The sequence below is a fragment of the Tessaracoccus luoxuelianae genome (assembly GCF_054483915.1).
On sequence record NZ_CM137013.1, the window covers coordinates 145,741 to 161,976 of the forward strand.

Here is a 16,236-nt window from a genome sequence, read left to right on the forward strand (position 1 = left end):
CCGGATGGAGGGGGCTCAGGAGCGCAGGAGATCCTCGGTGCCGCGCTCCAACGCCTCACGGCCCAGCCGTCGGCTCACGTCCACCAGCACCACGACGCAGGCCGCATAGACGACCGCGATTCCCAGGAAGGCGGGGGTCGAGAGCCCGCCCGGGGGGAGCACCGCCATGGCCACCAGCCCGGCCAGCACGAAGGCGCCGTTGAAGCCCACGTCGTAGAACGTGAACGCCCGGCCCTTGTACTCCTCGTCGACGTGCGCCTGCACGATGGTGTCGACGCAGATCTTGAACGACTGCACGGTCAGGCCGATGAAGAAGCTCGCCACCAGCAGCGGCAGCATGGACGTGGTGAGGGCGGCGCCCACCGACGCGACGGCGGCCGTGGCGAGCAGCGCCGTGGCGGCCCGTCGAAGCCCGAGGAGACGAACCAGGGTGGGGACCACGGGCGCGGCGAGGATGAACCCGGCGCCCGTGACCAGCCCCCACACGGTGAGGTCCGCGAGCGCATCCCCGGGCCTGTCGACCGGGTTCCACAGGTGCCTCGCGGCGAGGATCACCGCGACACTCCACACCCCGAACAACAGGCGCGTCACCGCCATCAGCGCCAGCGCCAGCACCGCGGCGGGACGGGTCCGGAGGTGTCGCCCCGCCTCGGCGAGGCCCGCGAGGACCCGCCGCAGGCTCGTCCGCTCCCCCGCGACATCCGGCCCCAGCGCCCCGCGCGCGAACCCGCGACACACCAGGACCGAGCCCACGAACATGGCCGAGGCAAGCCCGAACACGACGGCGTCCGCCTGGTGCGCCGGCATCACCCCGCCGAGCGCGGCGCGCGTCACGAACCCCAGCACGGCGCCGATGACCACGCCGAGCGGCCCCACCGTCGGCAGGATCGACGACGCGGTCAGGTACTCATCGGCGTCGACGGTGTGCTGCAGCCCCGCCGACAGCCCCGCCAGCATGAACCTGTTGATGCTCATCGCCAGCAATAGGGCGACGTAGAGGACCACCGCCCAGCCCCCCGTCGTGGCGCCCGAGGCGATGACCAGGCCGATGAGGGCCGCGAGACCGGCTCGGGCGACGTCGGAGTAGAGGGCCACGTTGCGGCGCGGCCAGCGGTCCAGCAGCGGGGAGACGAACGGCCCGATCACGGTGAACGGCAGCAGCGTGATGGCCAGCACCCCGGCGATCGCGGCCGCATTCGGCTGCGACTGTGGCGAGAACAGGATGTAGGAGGCCATCCCCACCTGCAGGGTGCCATCTGCCGCCTGGCTGAGCGTGCGCAGCGCCAGGAGACGGCGGAACGAGGCGTGGCGCCAGAGCCGCCGGAGGGCGGCGATCACCTGCATCCGTGACGGCTAGCGCCTGGTGGCGTCCGCGTGCATCCGGTGAGCCTTCTCCACCGCGCGCAGGGCCCCGGTCTCCTCCATCTGCTCCATGAGCTTGTCCTGGTCGAACTGCGTGAGCGCCGACTCGGCGTCCAGCATGCGCTGGTAGTTGGCCTCGCGCTCCACCTCGTCGCCGTGGTACTCGGTGTGGACGTAGCCGTAGGCGAGGCGATCGATCTGACGGACGGCGGTCTGCATCTTGCCGGTGGGGCTGAAGATCGACGCCAGCACCGTGACGACCAGGATGCCGAGGATGACGGTCAGCGACAGCCCGATCTCGATCTCGTAGACCGGCACCGGCTCGCCGTCGTTGATGAACGGCAGGTTGTTCTCGTGCAGCGCGTGCAGGATCAGCTTGACGCCGATGAAACCGAGGATCAGGGACAGCCCGTACTTGAGGTAGATGAGGCGGTCCAGGAGGCCGTCGATGAGGAAGTACAGCTGGCGAAGCCCCATCAGGGAGAACGCGGTGGCCGTGAACACGATGAACACGTTCTGGGTGAGGCCGTAGATGGCGGGGATGGAGTCCAGCGCGAACAGGATGTCCGTGCCGCCGATGGCGATCATCACCAGAAGCATCGGGGTGAGCACGCGGCGCCCATTCTCGATGGTGAAGAGCTTGTCGCCGTCGTAGTGGTCCGTGGTGCGCAGGTACTTCTTGGCCAGGCGGATGATGAAGTTGTTGGCACCCTCCTCCTCGCCGTCCTTCTCCGGCGCCAGCAACTTGCCCGCCGTGAAGATGAGGATGAGCCCGAACAGGTAGAACGTCCAGGAGAACGCCTCGATCATGGCCTTGCCCGCGAAGATGAACCCGGTGCGGGCGATCAGCGCGAACACGATGCCGAACAGCAGCACCTTCTGCTGGTCCTGCCTCGGGACGGCGAAGCTGGACATGATGATGAGGAACACGAAGAGGTTGTCGACGCTGAGCGCCTTCTCCGTGATGTAGCCGCCGAAGTACTCCGCGCCCATCTGGGCGCCGCCGAAGACCCAGACCAGCACGCCGAAGAGCAGCGCCAGCCCCACGTAGATGGCGGACCAGACGGCCGCCTCCCGGAGCGTGGGGATGTGCGCCTTGCGGACGTGGAAGAAGAAGTCGAAGGCCAGCAGGCCGAGAATGACGAGGATGGTGATGGCCCACACCCAGAGGGGTACGTTCAACGGATTCTTCTCCTGTGTTGAGGCGACTGGCTCGGGAAGACCCGGGTAGAAGGTCTGCGAGACGCCATTTCCAGGGTACCGGGGCACGGGCCGACCACCAATCCGCGACGAGGCACGCCTGGATGGCGAGCCTCCGCCGTTTCCCGACGGCGGGGTCACCGAAGGTGTCGGAAGGCCCCGGTAGCCTTGTCACGAACAGGAGGTCCCCCATGAGACGACGTCTGCTGGCCGCCGCGATGACGCTGGCACTGCTCCTGGCAGGGTGCGCCCCCGGGCCGGACCCTGATCCCAACCCCAGTGGTTCGCAGGCGGGGCGCCCGGATCTGCCCCCCATCGACGAGGCCCTCACCGCCGTCGTGGATGCGCTCAACGCGCAGGACGTCTCCGGCCTCCCGATGGTGGGCGTGGCCGCGGAGGCGCAGACAGACTTCGAGGCCATCTTCGCCGGAATGGACGAGATCTACCCCACCGTCAGCGCCGGGCCCGTGGCCTACGAGGCCAACGACGACGTGGCCGTCGCCACCCTCACCATGAGCTACCAGCTGGGTAAGGAGGGGTGGACCTACCCGTCGGAGGCGAGGCTGCGCTATTCCGGGGACAAGTGGCGGTTGAGTTGGGCGCCCTCGATCATCCACCCGGAGCTCACCGAGGCCACCCGGCTGCGGCACACGCTCACGGAGGGCCGCCGGGCACCCATCAACGACAACGCCGGCGTGGCGATCGTCGAGGAGGGGGCCATGTTCGAGGTGGGCCTGGACAAGTCCTCCGTGGAGGCAGCCGAGTGGCCGACGGCCTCGTCGGACCTGGCCGCCATCCTGGAGGTGGACGCCGCGGCGTTCACGAAGAAGGTCCTGGCCAACGGCCCCAGGGCGTTCGTGGTCGCGGCCACCATGGTCCAGGCTGAGATTCCGCCCACCATCAGCCAGGTGCCGGGCGCCTACGTCCGCGAGATCTCGGCCATCGTCGGCCCCGGCGGCTCCTTCGCGGCACCCATCCTGGGCTCGGTCGGCACCCCCACCAAGGAGATGATCGACGAGTCCGGCGGCACGCTGACCATCCAGGACCGGGTCGGGCTGAGCGGCCTGCAGGCCCGCTACGACGAGCAGCTGCGCGGCGTGCCCTCCGTGCGGGTGGACCTGGTGCCGCGTCAGGACGCCACCGCGTCGGAGTCGGCGTCGCCCGCCCCGGAAAAGGCGCTGTTCCAGCAGGATCAGAGCGTGGGCTCCGGCATCGACCTCAGCCTGGACCGGGATCTGCAGACGAAGGCCGAGGAGGTGTTGAGCACGCAGACCGGCATGGCGGCGCTGGTGGTGCTGGACGTGGCCGACGGCGGCGTCCTCGCCGCGGCGCAGTCCCCGGCTGGCGGCACCTACCCGCACGTGACCTACGGCAACTACGCGCCCGGCTCCACCTTCAAGGCGGTCTCCGCCCTGGCCATGCTGCGGTCCGGGCTGACGCCGTCGTCGACGGTGAATTGCCCTGCCTCGCTCACGGTGGGCACCTACACCTTCGGCAACTATTCGGGTTACCCGTCCGGTTCGCTGGGCCGGATCCCGCTCAGCACAGCCTTCGCGCAGTCGTGCAACACGGCCTTCGCGGGCGCGTCGGAGTCCATCACGGGTGAGCAGCTGCACGCGGCAGCGGGGTCGCTCGGGGTGGGCACCGATTACGACGTGGGCTTCACGTCCAACTTCGGCACGGTCCAGCCGGCCAACTCCATCGACCTCGCGGCCTCGATGATCGGGCAGGGTCAGGTCACCATGTCACCGCTGGGGATGGCCACTGTCGCGGCGTCTGTCGCGGCCGGGCGGACGGTGCTGCCCTGGTTGGTCAAGGGCGAGGAGGCCACCCCGACGGCGGCGCCGCTCACCGCGGCAGAGGCGGAGTCGCTCCAGTCCCTGATGGAGACGACGGTGACCTCGGGCACGGGCCGGTCGCTGCAGGGAGTCATGACGGGCGCGAAGACGGGCACGGCCCAGTGGGGCACGGCTGGGGCGCTCCAGACGAGCGCGTGGATGATCGCCTACAACGACAGGTACGCGGTGGCGTCGTTCGTCGAAGTGGGGGATTCGGGTGGCACCACGGCCGCTCCACTGATCATCTCGTTGTTCCGCTGAGCGTCACCCCTCGTTCACCTGGTGTTCTCCGTCGGCCTTTAGCGTCGCGGCATGACTTCTTCAGCATCGTTGCGCCGCGCCGTGCGTCTCTCGCTCGCCGCCGTCGTGGCCGGGGCCTGCGTCCTGGTCCCCTCCGTCGCCCCCGCCGCCCCGCCGTCGGGGATCACCCTCGACGTGCTCGGCACCTACGCCTCCGGCGGAAAGTGGGACGAGTCGGCCGCCGAAATCGTGGCGTTCGACAAGCTGACCGCCCGCCTGTTCGTGGTCAACGCCGAAGCGGGCACCGTCGACGTGCTTGATGCCTCTGATCCGTCGAACCCGGTGAAGGTTGGGGAGCTGGACACCCCGGGGGCGAACAGTGTCGCGGTGAGCCACGGGCTGGTGGCTGTCGCGGAGGCCGCCGACGAGAAGCATCTGCCGGGCTCGGTGGTCTTCTTCGACGCCCGCACCCTGGTGCAGACCGGCGAGGTCGCGGCCGGCTCGCTGCCCGACATGGTGACGTTCACGCCTAACGGCAAGACGGTGCTGGTGGCCAACGAGGGCGAGCCCGAGGGCTATCTCGACGAGCGACTCGACGATGAGAACAATCTGCTGGAAGCCCAGGTTGACCCGGAGGGGTCAGTGACGGTCATCGACGTGACCCGTGGCGCAGCCCGGGCCACTGCTCGCACGGCGGACTTCTCCGCCTTCACCAAGGAGGCCCTCGTCGCCGAGGGCGTGCGGATTACCGGGCCCCGCGCCACCGCCGCACAGGACCTGGAGCCGGAGTACATCGCCGTCGACAAGTCGGGTCACACCGCCTACGTCACGCTGCAGGAGAACAACGCGATGGCGACCGTGGACATCCGGACCGCCACTGTGACGGACATCGTCCCGCTGGGGCTCAAGGACCACTCCGTGGCCGGTTCTGGGCTCGACGCGTCGGACATGGACGACGCCATCAACATCGCGCCGTGGCCGGTCAAGGGCCTCTACATGCCCGACGCCATCGCTGCGTACACCGCGCAGGGCAAGACCTTCACCATCACGGCCAACGAGGGCGACGCTCGCGAGTACGACGGGTGGGAGGACGAGGCTCGGATCAAGAGCCTTGCGCTGGATCCGACCGCCTTCCCCGACGCCGCCACCCTGCAGGAGGACGAGAACCTCGGCCGCCTTGCCGTCGTCACCGATTCGCCCAACATCGACGGCGTCTACTCCGAGCTGTGGAGCTACGGCGCCCGCTCGATCACCATCCGCGACGCCTCCGGCGCCCTGGTGTGGGATTCGGGCGATGCCCTGGAGCAGATGATGGCCGATTTCGACCCGGGCACCTTCAACGGGGACGTGGACGACGACGGGGTCCTGGGCCTCGACAACCGCTCGGACGCCAAGGGTCCCGAGCCGGAGGGCGTCACCACTGGGCGGATCGGTGGCCGCACGTATGCGTTCGTCGGTCTGGAGCGGGCGAGCGCGATCGTGGTGTTCGACGTCACCAACCCGACCGCCCCCGTCGCTCAGGGCGTGTACCGCAACGCGGGTGACTTCGGCCCCGAGGGCCTGTTGTTCATCCCGGCCTCGGACAGCCCGACGCACTCCCCGCTGCTGGTCGTCGGCAACGAGGTGAGCGGCACGACCACCGTGTGGCAGATCTCCTGACGTCGTCGCGCGCTCGGCCCTTCCCGCGGGGTTGAGCCGGGCGCGCGCGCGAAGCGCCGCGACCGCGTCGAAACCACCCTGCGCCCGCTGCGGAGTCACGCACCAGCGTCGGGCGGGTGGTCCAGGCGCTTGAGTCCGACTACGCACCCGATGATCCCGGCCAGGAACAGGGCCTTCAGCCAGGTGATGCCCTCCGCACCGATGGCAACCGAATACGCGACCGTCAGCACCGTTCCGACGCTGGTCCACACCGCGTACGCCGTCCCAGTCGGGATGTGGCGCATGGCGAAGGCCAGCCCGACGACCGAGGCAACCGTGGCCACCAGGAACACGACAACGGGAACCGGGCGGGTGAAGCCCTCGCTGGCGGACAGGGCGTTGGCCCACACCGCCTCGAGGACGGCGCTGGCCAGAAGCATGGGCCAGGCCCATCGCGCGGTCATGCCAGCACCTTCAAGCCGACGACGCACGTGACGATGCCCACCAGCAGCAGGATCTTGGCGAGGCTCACCGGCTCGACGCGGGTGAACATCGCCCACGCAACTGTCAGCGAGGCGCCGGTGGCGGTCCACACTGCGTACGCGGTGCCGGTGGGAAGCGTGTTGAGCGCGAACCCGAGCCCGACGAGGCTGAGGACGGCCGTCACCGCGAAGATCAGGGTGGGGGTGGGACGGCGCAAGCCGTCGGAGCGGCCGAGGGCGGTTGCCCAGACTGCCTCGAGGACGCCGGAGGCCAGCAGAATGACCCAGTCCATGGACGAATCCTTTCAAGGAATGGCCAGTCTTGTCGTCACCGGGTACTGATCCGTCGTCCGGGGCGGGTCGCCGCGGCCCACGCTAGCACCCAGCGCGGAGACGCCGCCCCATGCGGCCCCCCGCGCCTGCGCTCGGTCTCGACGCCTGCCCTAGTTCTCGACGCCTGCGCTAGATCTCGGCGCCGGGACGGCGCCTGCGCTAGATCTGGCCGCCTGCGCTACAGCTCAGGCGGCGGAAACGAAGGCAGGCGCATGACGGGCACCTGCGCTAGAGGGCAGGCGTCCGCACGGAGGGCAGGCGTCCGCACGGAGGGCAGGCGTCCGCACCGAGGGCAGGCGTCCGCACCGAGGGCAGGCGCCTGCATGAGCGGGTAGGCTAGGAATAGTTGATCTCTCAATCTTTGCGAGGAACCCATGGACATCGACCGGCTCGAATTCGGCATCGACACGTTCGGCGACGTCACCGCCGGCCCCGACGGTGCCCTCCTCCCCCACGATCAGGTGATCCGCAACCTCATCGACGAGGCCGTCCTGGCCGACGAGGTGGGCCTCGACGTCATTGGCATCGGCGAGCACCACCGCGACGACTTCGCCGTCTCAGCCCCCGACATGGTGCTGGCGGGCATCGCCACCCGCACGACCCACCTGAAGCTGGCCACCGCCGTCACCGTCCTCTCCTCTGACGACCCCGTCCGCGTCTTCGAGCGCTTCGCCACCCTCGACGCCCTGAGCGGCGGCCGCGCCGAACTCATCGCCGGCCGTGGCTCGTTCATCGAGTCCTTCCCGCTGTTCGGCTACGACCTCGCCGACTACGAGGCCCTCTTCGAGGAGAAGCTGGCCATGCTCGCTCAGCTCATCCATGGCGGGCGGCAGACCTGGTCGGGTCAGCTCACGCAGAGCCTCGACGACGTGGAACTGTTCCCGCGCCTCGCCACCGCACCGCTCACCACCTGGGTGGCCGTCGGCGGCAGCCCGCAGTCCGTGCTGCGTGCGGCCAACTACGGCCTGCCGCTCATGCTGGCCATCATCGGCGGCTCCGTGGACCGGTTCGCGCCGTTCGCCGACCTGCACCGCCGCGCCCTCGACGAGTTGGGCAAGGAGCCGCAGCCTGTGGGCTGGCACTCCTACGGACACCTCGCCGCCACCGACGATCAGGCCCGCGAGCGCATGTTCAAGCCCTGGCTGGAGCAGACCTCGAAGATCGGGCGCGAGCGCGGGTGGGGCCGGATGACCCGCGCCCACTTCGACGACGAGGCGGAGCACGGCGCCATGGCCGTCGGCTCACCCGAGACGGTGGCGGCCAAGGTCGCCCACGGCTTCCGTACGCTCGGCGCGCAGCGGTTCCAGCTCAAGGTGTCCACCGGGCGCCTGTCCCACGAGGCCATCATGGACACCATCGGCCTGTACGGCACCGAGCTGGTGCCACTGGTGAAGGACATGCTCGCCGGAAGCTGACGGAGCCCGCTGGTAGCGTCGGCGCCATGACCAACCGCGTGAGCACCCCGCTGGACATGGTCGCCGACGCCTACGTCGACACCATCGTCACCCTCAGCCCCATCACCGCCACCGGAATCGGCGCGCCCGGCCACGATCACCAGCTCGACGACTTCTCCCCCGCCGGCCTGGCCGCGCGGGCCGAGGCCACCCGGGCGGCGCTGCGCCTCGCGGAGGCCACGGAGGCCGTCGACGACGTGGACGCCGTGACCGCCGCCGCGATGCGCGAACGCCTCGGGCTGGACCTCGAGCTGTTCGAGGCCGGGGAGGACTACGCCCAGCTCAACAACATCGCCTCCCCGCTCCAGCACATCCGTGACGTCTTCGACCTCATGCCCACCGCCACCACCGACGACTGGGAGATCATCGCCGCGCGCATGGGCGCGGTGCCCGCAGCCGTCGACGGGTACATCGAGTCGCTGCGCCTCGCCGTCGACCAGGGCCCCGCGCCGGCGCTCCGGCAGATGGAGATGGGCATCAGACAGGCCGACGAGCTCGCCGGGGACGGCTCCTTCTGGACCTCCCTGGCGGCCTCCCCGGACGCGTCCGGGCCGCTCGCCGACACGCTGAGCCACAACGCGGACCAGGCCCGCGGCGCCTACGCCCGGCTCGCGGAGAGCCTGCGCGAGCTCGCCCCCCGCGCGCCGCGGGCCGACGCCGTCGGCCGGGAACGCTACGGTCGGCTGTCGCGGCAGTTCCTGGGCGCCACCATCGACCTGGACGAGACCTACGAGTGGGGTCGCGAGGAACTGGCCCGCATCGTCGCGGAGCAGGACGAGGTGGCGCATCAGCTCTACGGTGACGGCACCACCGCCGACGAGGCCATGCGTCTCCTCGACGAGGACGTCACCAGACAGCTCCACGGCACCGACGCCCTCCAGCGCTGGATGCAGCAGACGTCCGACGCGGCCGTCGAGGCCCTGGCCGGAACGCACTTCGACATCGCGGACCCGATCCGCAGGCTGGAGTGCTGCATCGCCCCCACGCAGCACGGCGGCATCTACTACACCGGCCCCACGGACGACTTCTCGCGGCCGGGGCGGATGTGGTGGTCGGTTCCCCCGGGCGTCGAGAGCTTCGGCACCTGGCGCGAGAAGACGACGGTTTACCACGAGGGCGTGCCGGGGCATCACCTTCAGATCGCGCAGGCCGTCTACCGCGCCGGCGAGCTCAACAGGTGGCGCAGGATGATCTGCTGGGTGTCCGGCCACGGCGAGGGCTGGGCCCTGTACGCGGAGCGGCTGATGGAACAGCTCGGCTTCCTCGACGACCCGGGAGACCGGATGGGGATGCTCGACGCCCAGCGGATGCGGGCCGCCCGCGTTGTCCTCGACATCGGCGTCCACCTCGGCAAGCCGGCCCCCGAGGAGTGGGGCGGCGGCACCTGGGACGCGGACAAGGCGTGGCCGTTCCTCAAGGCCAACGTGAACATGGCCGAGGAGTTCGTGCGCTTCGAGTTGGAGCGGTACCTGGGCTGGGCAGGGCAGGCCCCGGCGTACAAGGTGGGGCAGCGGCTGTGGGAGCAGGCCCGCGACGAGGCGGCGGCGCGTGACGGGGCGTCGTTCGACCTGCGAAAGTTCCATAGCCGGGCTCTGGACCTCGGGTCCGTCGGCCTGGACGTGCTGCGGGAGGCGCTGAAAGCTCAGCGCTGACCCGCGGCGCCCGTGAGGAACTCGCGCCACCGTCGGCCGAGGCCAGGGGGACGCTGATGCCCAGCTCCCGCTGGACGGCGCGGACCGCGGACCTGGTCTGCTCGTCGTAGCGGCCCGACGCCTCGACGTCGCGGCCGAACAGATGCCGCAGCACGCCCTGCACCAGCTCCACCTGGGTCCGCGACCCCTCCCGGAACGACGCGGCCTCGTAGCCGTTGATCCCGTTGTCGATGTGGATGTGGTTGTGGTGCTGCGCGTTGTAGCGGTAGGTCAGCGTGTAGGTGAAGCGGGACGCGACGGAGGCGGCGAGCCGCCAGTAGCCGGGGAGCTCGGCGGGGTCCTCGCCCCAGAGGTCGTAGCGGCAGGACACGCGGCCGCCCTCGTGCACCAGCTCGGCGAAGTCGAAGGCGCGGCCGGCGGCGTGCCAGGAGTCGCACCTGTCGACGAAGGCGCCGTACGTGGATACCTCCCGGAGGGGCCCTAGGCCGCTGACCGAGACCCACTCCGCGGCCCATTCCTCGAGACGCTCGATGAACCGGGGGTCGGCGCGGAACGCCTGCGGGGTGCCGGTGATTTCGTAGCTCAGCGGTGCGCCGCCGAGCGAGGAGAAGGACGTCAGTGAGTCGGGTGTGCGGCACCCGCCGAGGCCGCCGACGTCAGGGATGGGCAGCGACACGGGACCTGAGCAGGCCGCCGCCGGGAGTGCGGCGGCTCCGAGGAGGAAGGCACGGCGTCGCATGCCTTCGATGGTATGCGCGCCTGGCTCGGGTCGGCGTCGGGGTGGGGGTCACCACCCGTTCGAACGGGGCCCCGCGCTACCGGCGGGGCCGTCGCTTAGACAGCGGATGAGGGCACGTCGAGGGTCGACGCCCAGGCGCGCACCGCGCCGAGATCCAGGTTGTCCTGCATCGGCTTCTGCATCGTGTGCAGAAACCATCTCCTCCACCAGCTCACACGCTCGGGAACGAACCGCCCGGCGAACGACTCGCTCGCCTCCGCGCCCAGCCGTTGCGCCATCGAAGCGTTGTAGGCCAGCGACTCGACGCGTTTGGCCGGATCCGCGGCGTTGAGGCAGGCGTTGAACACCGCGACACTCACCTCCCGCAGCGCGCCCTCCTCCGCCGCGACCCACGCCGTCGCCTCCTGATACCAGCTGCCCGCATTGATCCCGCTGCCGAGCACCACCAGCGCCGCGCCGTCGACGGAGGGGCGAGACTTCAGGTCCGCGACGAGGACCTGATGCCCGGTGGATCTCAGGACCGAGCCGACGGCCTCGGCGATGTCGCGTGCGGTGCCCCCGCGGGTCGCGTACGCAACCAGAACCTTGCCCATGGCGCACACGCTAGCCAACGGGGTCCGCCCCGTAGCTCCCGGGGTGGACTAATAAGTCCAAATGTCCGGTGCTAATTGCGGCTTCGGCACTCAGTCGAAGATCGGGTCCGTGGTTCGGGTGCGCTTCAGCTCGAAGAAGCCGGGGTAAGCGGTGACCTTCACGAAGCCGTCGAACAGGTTGCCCGCCTCCTCGCCCTTCGGCGCAGGGGAGATCACGGGCCCGAACAGGCTCATCCCGTTGACGCGGAGCACCGGGGTGCCCACCTCGTCGCCCACCGGATCCATGCCCTCGTGGTGCGAACGGCGGAGATCGTCGTCGACGGCTTCGGTCTGCGCGATGTCCAGGATGTCGGCATCGGCGCCGACGGCGGCCAGCGCGGCCGCGACCGTCTCCGGCCCCTGCTTCTCACCGCCGGGGTGGAAGCGGGTGCCGAGTTCGGTGTAGAACTCGCGCAGCATGTCCGAGCCGTGGCGCTGCTCGACGAGGAGCGCGGCGCGGGCCGGCATCCAGGCGCGGTCCATGTGCCGCCGGTACGCCGGGGGCAGGTCGCGGCGGTGATTGAGGACGGCCAGGCTCATGACGTGGAAGGTGACCTTCACGTCGCGGACCTTCTCCACCTCGAGCATCCAACGCGAGGTCATCCAGGCCCAGGGGCAGATGGGATCGAACCAGAAGTCAACGTCAGTGGTCATGGGGCCATCTCACCACAGTCCGGCTTGGTCGCCGGTTGAGATCGCTGAGGGGGATGAAAGCGCCGCGTCGAGGGACGCGGGCGATCAGGGATCGCCGCGCGGGGGCGCTGCGGCAGGACTACAGTCGGATGCAGGAGCGGACACCGATGTCCGCGGGCTCGAGGAGGTAGTCATGGCCGTCATCACCGTGTCGCGTCAGCTCGGCAGCCAGGGAGGCCGCATCGCGCAGGAACTGGCCCATCAGTTGGGCTACGACTTCGTGGATAAATCGACCATCAACAAGGTCATCCGTCAATACGGCGTCACCCGGCTCGATGCGATCTACGACCACAAGCCCAAGATCTGGGAGTTGTTCAAAGAGGACAGCGCCACGACCATCCAGATGATGAACGAGACCATCGCGGCCTTCGCGGCCCGCGGCAACGTGGTGATCCTGGGCCGGGGCGGATTCCGGGTGCTCCAGGGCATGGCGGACGTGGTGAACGTGCTCGTCAAGGCGCCGGACTCGGTGCGCGCGGGCCGGGTCGCCAAGCGCACGAGCATCGAGCCCGACGAGGCGGCCCGCCTGATCAAGGCCGACGACGAGATCCGCGCCCGGTTCGTTCGTCTGTTCTACAACGTCGACTGGTCTGACGAGTCCAACTTCGACCTCGTCATCGACAGCGACTCCATGTCCGAGCGGGCCGCCATCGCTCAGATCGCGGCGGCAGCAGCCGCCCTCCCGGCCCTCACCGGAGGAGAACGCGCTGCCGCCACCATTCAGGTGGACCCGGTTCTGGCGACGACCGCGGAGGCGGCGTTGTCGCGCAGACCGTCCGGGTCCGATCAGGCTGCCCCCGAGTCCTGAGGCTGATGGTCGCCGCCCAGGCTCCACTGGGCGAACGCATCCAGCGTCAGGCGGCGGCCCGGACGGCGGCCTCGTCGGCCAACTCGTCCTTGTGCCTGGAGCGCGACACCCACTTGTCGACGATGGCCGCCAGGGCGCCGTCGCCGGTGACGTTCGTGGCGGTGCCGAAGGAGTCGATGGCGATGTAGGCCGCGATCATGAGGCCCACCTGCGCCTCGGTGAACCCGAGCATCGTCGAGAGCAGGCCCGCCGCGGTCATGATCGCGCCGCCGGGCACCCCTGGCGCCGCCACCATCATGACGCCCAACATCATCACGAACCCGATCATCACGCCCACGTTGATCTCGATCCCTGCGAGCATCATCACTGCCAGCGCAAAGCAGGTAATCTTGATGGTGGATCCCGCGAGATGGATGGTGGCGTTGAGCGGGATGGCGAAGGCCGCCACCGGCTGCGACACGCCCATCTTGATCGCCTGGCGCAGCGTGACGGGGATGGTGGCGGCCGAGGAGGACGTGCCGAGCGCCGTGGCGTAGGCCGGCAGCATGGTGACCAGCATCTTCAGCGGATTCCGCCCGGTGATGATCCCCGCGACGGTGTACAGCGCCAGCAGCATCACCCAGGTCAGGATGAACACGAACACCACCACACCCAGGAAGGTGGCGATGACCGTGTACACCTGGCCGCCCTGCGTCATGTTGAGGAAGATGCCGAAGATGTAGAACGGCAGCAGGGGGATGAGGATCTTCTGGATGACCATGTTGATCACCTCGCGGAACTCCTCGAACCCGCGCTGCAGCGCGCCGCCCTCGATCATCGTCAGCGCGACGCCCACGATGAACGCCAACACCAGCGCCGACATGACGCCGAACAGGGGCGGAATCTCCAGCGCGAAGTAGGGGGCGAGCAGCGCCTCGTCGGGGTTGGTGAGCGACGGCGCCCCGCCTTCGGGCAGCACCCGCGGGAGGACGAGCAGTGACGCGCCCAGCCCGATGAGGCCGGCGCTCAGCGTCGACGCGTAGGCCAGGGCGGCGGTCACCGCCAGCCACCGGCCGGCGCCGCGACCCAGCTGGGCGATGGCCGGGGCGATGAGTCCGAGGATGATCAGGGGGATGGCGAAGCCGAGGAACTGGCCGAAGACGCCGTTGAAGGTGACGAAGACGCGCGTCAGCCAGTCGGGGAAGAAGTTCCCGAACAACACGCCCAGCGTGATGGCGACGACGATCCGGGGCAGAAGACCGAACGTGAACTTCTTCTTCTGGGCGACGGCTGCAGTGCTCATGCGCGCAAACCTAACCCAGCATCCCTCCACGGGCTACCCGAGGCCCCGCTAACGCAGGAGCCCGCGCGCCACATTCAGGGCCATCGGCAGGTATCCGCCCCCGAACAGGACCACGTGAACCAGCAGCATGTGCAGTTGGTGCAGGGGAATCCGCTGGCGCATGCCCTCCGCCGGCGGGCTGACCTCGCGGTAGCCGTCAAGGATGTCGGAGATCTGCCCGTTCCCGAACAACGCCAACTCCGCCAGGTCCGTCTCTGCGTGTCCTCCGTTGGCACAGGGGTCGATGAGCGCGCCCACCCCGTCGGCCGTCCACACCACGTTGCCGGCCCACAGGTCGCCATGGATGCGCGCCACCTCCCCACAGAGCGCGGGTTGCGGCGAGTCGAACCGCCCCGTCGCCACGGCGTCGCACGCCCGGTGAAGCAGCCGGTTGTCCTCGGCTTCAAGTCCGGCGGCCATCGCGACGTAGGGCCTGAGCCGCCCCTCCGCGTAGTACTCGCCGAACGACCGCCAGGTGGGCACTGCGGCGGCGGGCGTCGGCAGGTTCGCCGTCGCCAGATCCGCCGGCTCCAGACCCGGTGGCGCCTCGCCCCACCACCTGGCGCCGGCGGCGTGGGTCAAGGCCAGCCGACGGCCGAACTCGGCTGCGTGTGCGCGCGTGGGCACCCTTTCGTCCAGCAGCAGCGTCTCCAGCCAGGTCTCCCCCGAGCCGGCGAGTTCGGCGACCGCGGCGCCCCCTCCTGGGGTCGCCTCGGACAGCCAGCGCAGGCTGGCCACCTCGGTGGCGATCGCCCGCCGGGTGCCCGCCTTCCGGAACGTCTTCATCCGAGGCGTGCAACCCAGGCGGCGAGCACGTCCTCGAGCCGGCCGTGCAGGCGCAGGGTGGCGAGGTCGTCGCCGCGGGTGGCGCCGTCGTTGACGATGACGACGTCGTGGCCCCGCTGGGCGGCACGGCGCACGAACCGGAGGCCGCTCATCACCGACAGGCTGGACCCGAGGACGAGCAGCGTCGCGGCCTCGTCGAGCAGCGCCATCGCCTCCCCCACGACGGTGCGGTCCGCATTCTCCCCGAAGAAGACCACGTCGGGTTTCAGCATGCCGCCGCAGATTGGGCAGTCCGGGTAGAAGAAGTCGTCCGTTCGATCCACTTCGGCGTCCCCGTCGGGGGCGGTGCGGCTGTCGACGGCGAGCGCGTCGAGGCGCTCGGCGAAGCGCGGGTTGAGCGCGAGGAGTTGCTCCTGCATGCCGTCCCGGTCAATCAGGGTGCGGCAGGCGAGGCAGACCACCCGTTCGAGTGCGCCGTGCAGGTCCAGCACCGGCCGCGACCCCGCCGCCTGGTGCAGCCCGTCGACGTTCTGCGTGACCACGCCGGTGAGCGGGGTCAACTCGCCCAGGTCAGCCAGCGCGTGGTGCGCCGCGTTCGGGCGCGCCTGGGCGAACCATCGCCAGCCCACCGTGCTGCGCGCCCAGTAGCGCCGACGGCTGAGGTCCGAGCCCACGAACTCCTGGTAGGTCATCGGCGAGCGCGGCACCGCGTCGCGGCCGCGGTAATCGGGCAGGCCGGAGGCGGTCGACATGCCGGCGCCGGTGAGGACCATGGTGGGGCGCCCGCGGAAGAGGTCCGCCGCCGCGGCGAGGTCGTCGTCGTGGGAGCGCAGCCCGAAACCGCCCGTGCCGGGCCCCCACGAGGGGGTCGACGGCAGCGCGACGGCGTCCGCGGCGGTGCGAAACCAGCCGCCGACGTCCGGAATGGGGGCACTATTCATCGGTCTCCTTCCCGGCCAAGCCTAGGCCTCTCCAGAGTGGCGCCTGGGGGTCGGTCTAGCATCCCCGAACCCCCAGTGAGCAGGCACTCACTCGCGGGCGGGTACACAGCCACCATG

The 16,236-nt window shown here is 69.9% G+C and carries 14 protein-coding genes, 1 pseudogene and 1 riboswitch; of the genes and pseudogenes, 5 read left to right on the forward strand and 10 right to left on the reverse strand.

The genetic code is table 11. The annotated features are described in order from the left end of the window. Positions 1-15: 15 nt before the first annotated feature. Entirely contained in the window at positions 16-1,344 is a 1,329-nt protein-coding gene (locus tag ACX1D1_RS00580) for an MFS transporter (protein ID WP_459055487.1), read from the reverse strand. A 9-nt stretch (positions 1,345-1,353) separates the two neighbouring features. Continuing rightward, positions 1,354-2,544 (reverse strand): TerC family protein, encoded by a 1,191-nt coding sequence (locus tag ACX1D1_RS00585; protein ID WP_459055488.1) that lies wholly within the window; start codon positions 2,542-2,544, stop codon positions 1,354-1,356. Positions 2,545-2,753: 209 nt separating this feature from the next. Here ACX1D1_RS00585 and ACX1D1_RS00590 point away from each other — a divergent pair, with 209 nt between their 5' ends. Continuing rightward, positions 2,754-4,661: a penicillin-binding transpeptidase domain-containing protein gene (locus ACX1D1_RS00590; RefSeq protein ID WP_459055489.1), complete on the forward strand. Its 1,908-nt coding sequence runs from the start codon at positions 2,754-2,756 to the stop codon at positions 4,659-4,661. 51 nt (positions 4,662-4,712) lie between these two features. Next, complete coding sequence (locus ACX1D1_RS00595) at positions 4,713-6,299, forward strand: choice-of-anchor I family protein (RefSeq protein WP_459055490.1); 1,587 nt, start codon at positions 4,713-4,715, stop codon at positions 6,297-6,299. A gap of 95 nt (positions 6,300-6,394) precedes the next feature. On the opposite strand, the gene ACX1D1_RS00600 is transcribed toward ACX1D1_RS00595, so the two are convergent. Together ACX1D1_RS00600 and ACX1D1_RS00605 are read right to left on the reverse strand one after the other, a co-directional pair. Continuing rightward, entirely contained in the window at positions 6,395-6,742 is a 348-nt protein-coding gene (locus tag ACX1D1_RS00600; RefSeq protein WP_459055491.1) for a DMT family transporter, read from the reverse strand. After that, complete coding sequence (locus tag ACX1D1_RS00605; RefSeq protein ID WP_182781305.1) at positions 6,739-7,053, reverse strand: DMT family transporter; 315 nt, start codon at positions 7,051-7,053, stop codon at positions 6,739-6,741. Before ACX1D1_RS00605 ends, ACX1D1_RS00600 begins: the two co-directional genes overlap by 4 nt. Positions 7,054-7,071: 18 nt before the next feature. Beyond that, positions 7,072-7,137, reverse strand: a riboswitch (guanidine-III (ykkC-III) riboswitch). Positions 7,138-7,467: 330 nt separating this feature from the next. Here ACX1D1_RS00605 and ACX1D1_RS00610 point away from each other — a divergent pair. Further along, entirely contained in the window at positions 7,468-8,508 is a 1,041-nt protein-coding gene (locus tag ACX1D1_RS00610; RefSeq protein ID WP_182781304.1) for an LLM class flavin-dependent oxidoreductase, read from the forward strand. A gap of 26 nt (positions 8,509-8,534) precedes the next feature. Then, the gene (locus ACX1D1_RS00615) at positions 8,535-10,199 is read left to right on the forward strand and encodes a DUF885 domain-containing protein (protein WP_459055492.1); all 1,665 of its coding nucleotides are present in this window, start codon (positions 8,535-8,537) and stop codon (positions 10,197-10,199) included. A 109-nt stretch (positions 10,200-10,308) separates the two neighbouring features. Here ACX1D1_RS00615 and ACX1D1_RS00620 read toward each other — a convergent pair. The 3 genes and pseudogenes from ACX1D1_RS00620 to ACX1D1_RS00630 form a co-directional block, all read right to left on the reverse strand. Beyond that, positions 10,309-10,938: pseudogene (locus ACX1D1_RS00620) on the reverse strand (extensin family protein); the annotation flags it as partial. Positions 10,939-11,033: 95 nt separating this feature from the next. Further along, the gene (locus ACX1D1_RS00625; RefSeq protein WP_182798956.1) at positions 11,034-11,531 is read right to left on the reverse strand and encodes a flavodoxin domain-containing protein; all 498 of its coding nucleotides are present in this window, start codon (positions 11,529-11,531) and stop codon (positions 11,034-11,036) included. A 90-nt stretch (positions 11,532-11,621) separates the two neighbouring features. Continuing rightward, positions 11,622-12,224 carry a mycothiol-dependent nitroreductase Rv2466c family protein gene (locus ACX1D1_RS00630; RefSeq protein ID WP_459055493.1) on the reverse strand — a complete coding sequence of 201 codons (603 nt, stop codon included), beginning with the start codon at positions 12,222-12,224 and terminating at the stop codon, positions 11,622-11,624. A gap of 172 nt (positions 12,225-12,396) precedes the next feature. Between ACX1D1_RS00630 and ACX1D1_RS00635 the strand changes: the two genes are divergently transcribed. After that, a complete protein-coding gene (locus ACX1D1_RS00635) occupies positions 12,397-13,071 on the forward strand; it encodes a cytidylate kinase-like family protein (protein WP_182798958.1) in 675 nt (224 codons plus the stop codon). 46 nt (positions 13,072-13,117) lie between these two features. On the opposite strand, the gene ACX1D1_RS00640 is transcribed toward ACX1D1_RS00635, so the two are convergent. The 3 genes from ACX1D1_RS00640 to ACX1D1_RS00650 are packed head-to-tail and all read right to left on the reverse strand — an operon-like array spanning position 13,118 to position 16,119. Beyond that, positions 13,118-14,353, reverse strand: a complete 1,236-nt coding sequence (locus ACX1D1_RS00640; protein ID WP_182781298.1) for a dicarboxylate/amino acid:cation symporter — start codon at positions 14,351-14,353, stop codon at positions 13,118-13,120. 48 nt (positions 14,354-14,401) lie between these two features. Further along, positions 14,402-15,178, reverse strand: a complete 777-nt coding sequence (locus ACX1D1_RS00645) for a fructosamine kinase family protein (protein WP_459055494.1) — start codon at positions 15,176-15,178, stop codon at positions 14,402-14,404. Next, positions 15,175-16,119, reverse strand: a complete 945-nt coding sequence (locus ACX1D1_RS00650; protein WP_459055495.1) for an NAD-dependent protein deacetylase — start codon at positions 16,117-16,119, stop codon at positions 15,175-15,177. The genes ACX1D1_RS00645 and ACX1D1_RS00650 overlap by 4 nt, the downstream gene beginning before the upstream one ends. Positions 16,120-16,236: the final 117 nt, after the last annotated feature.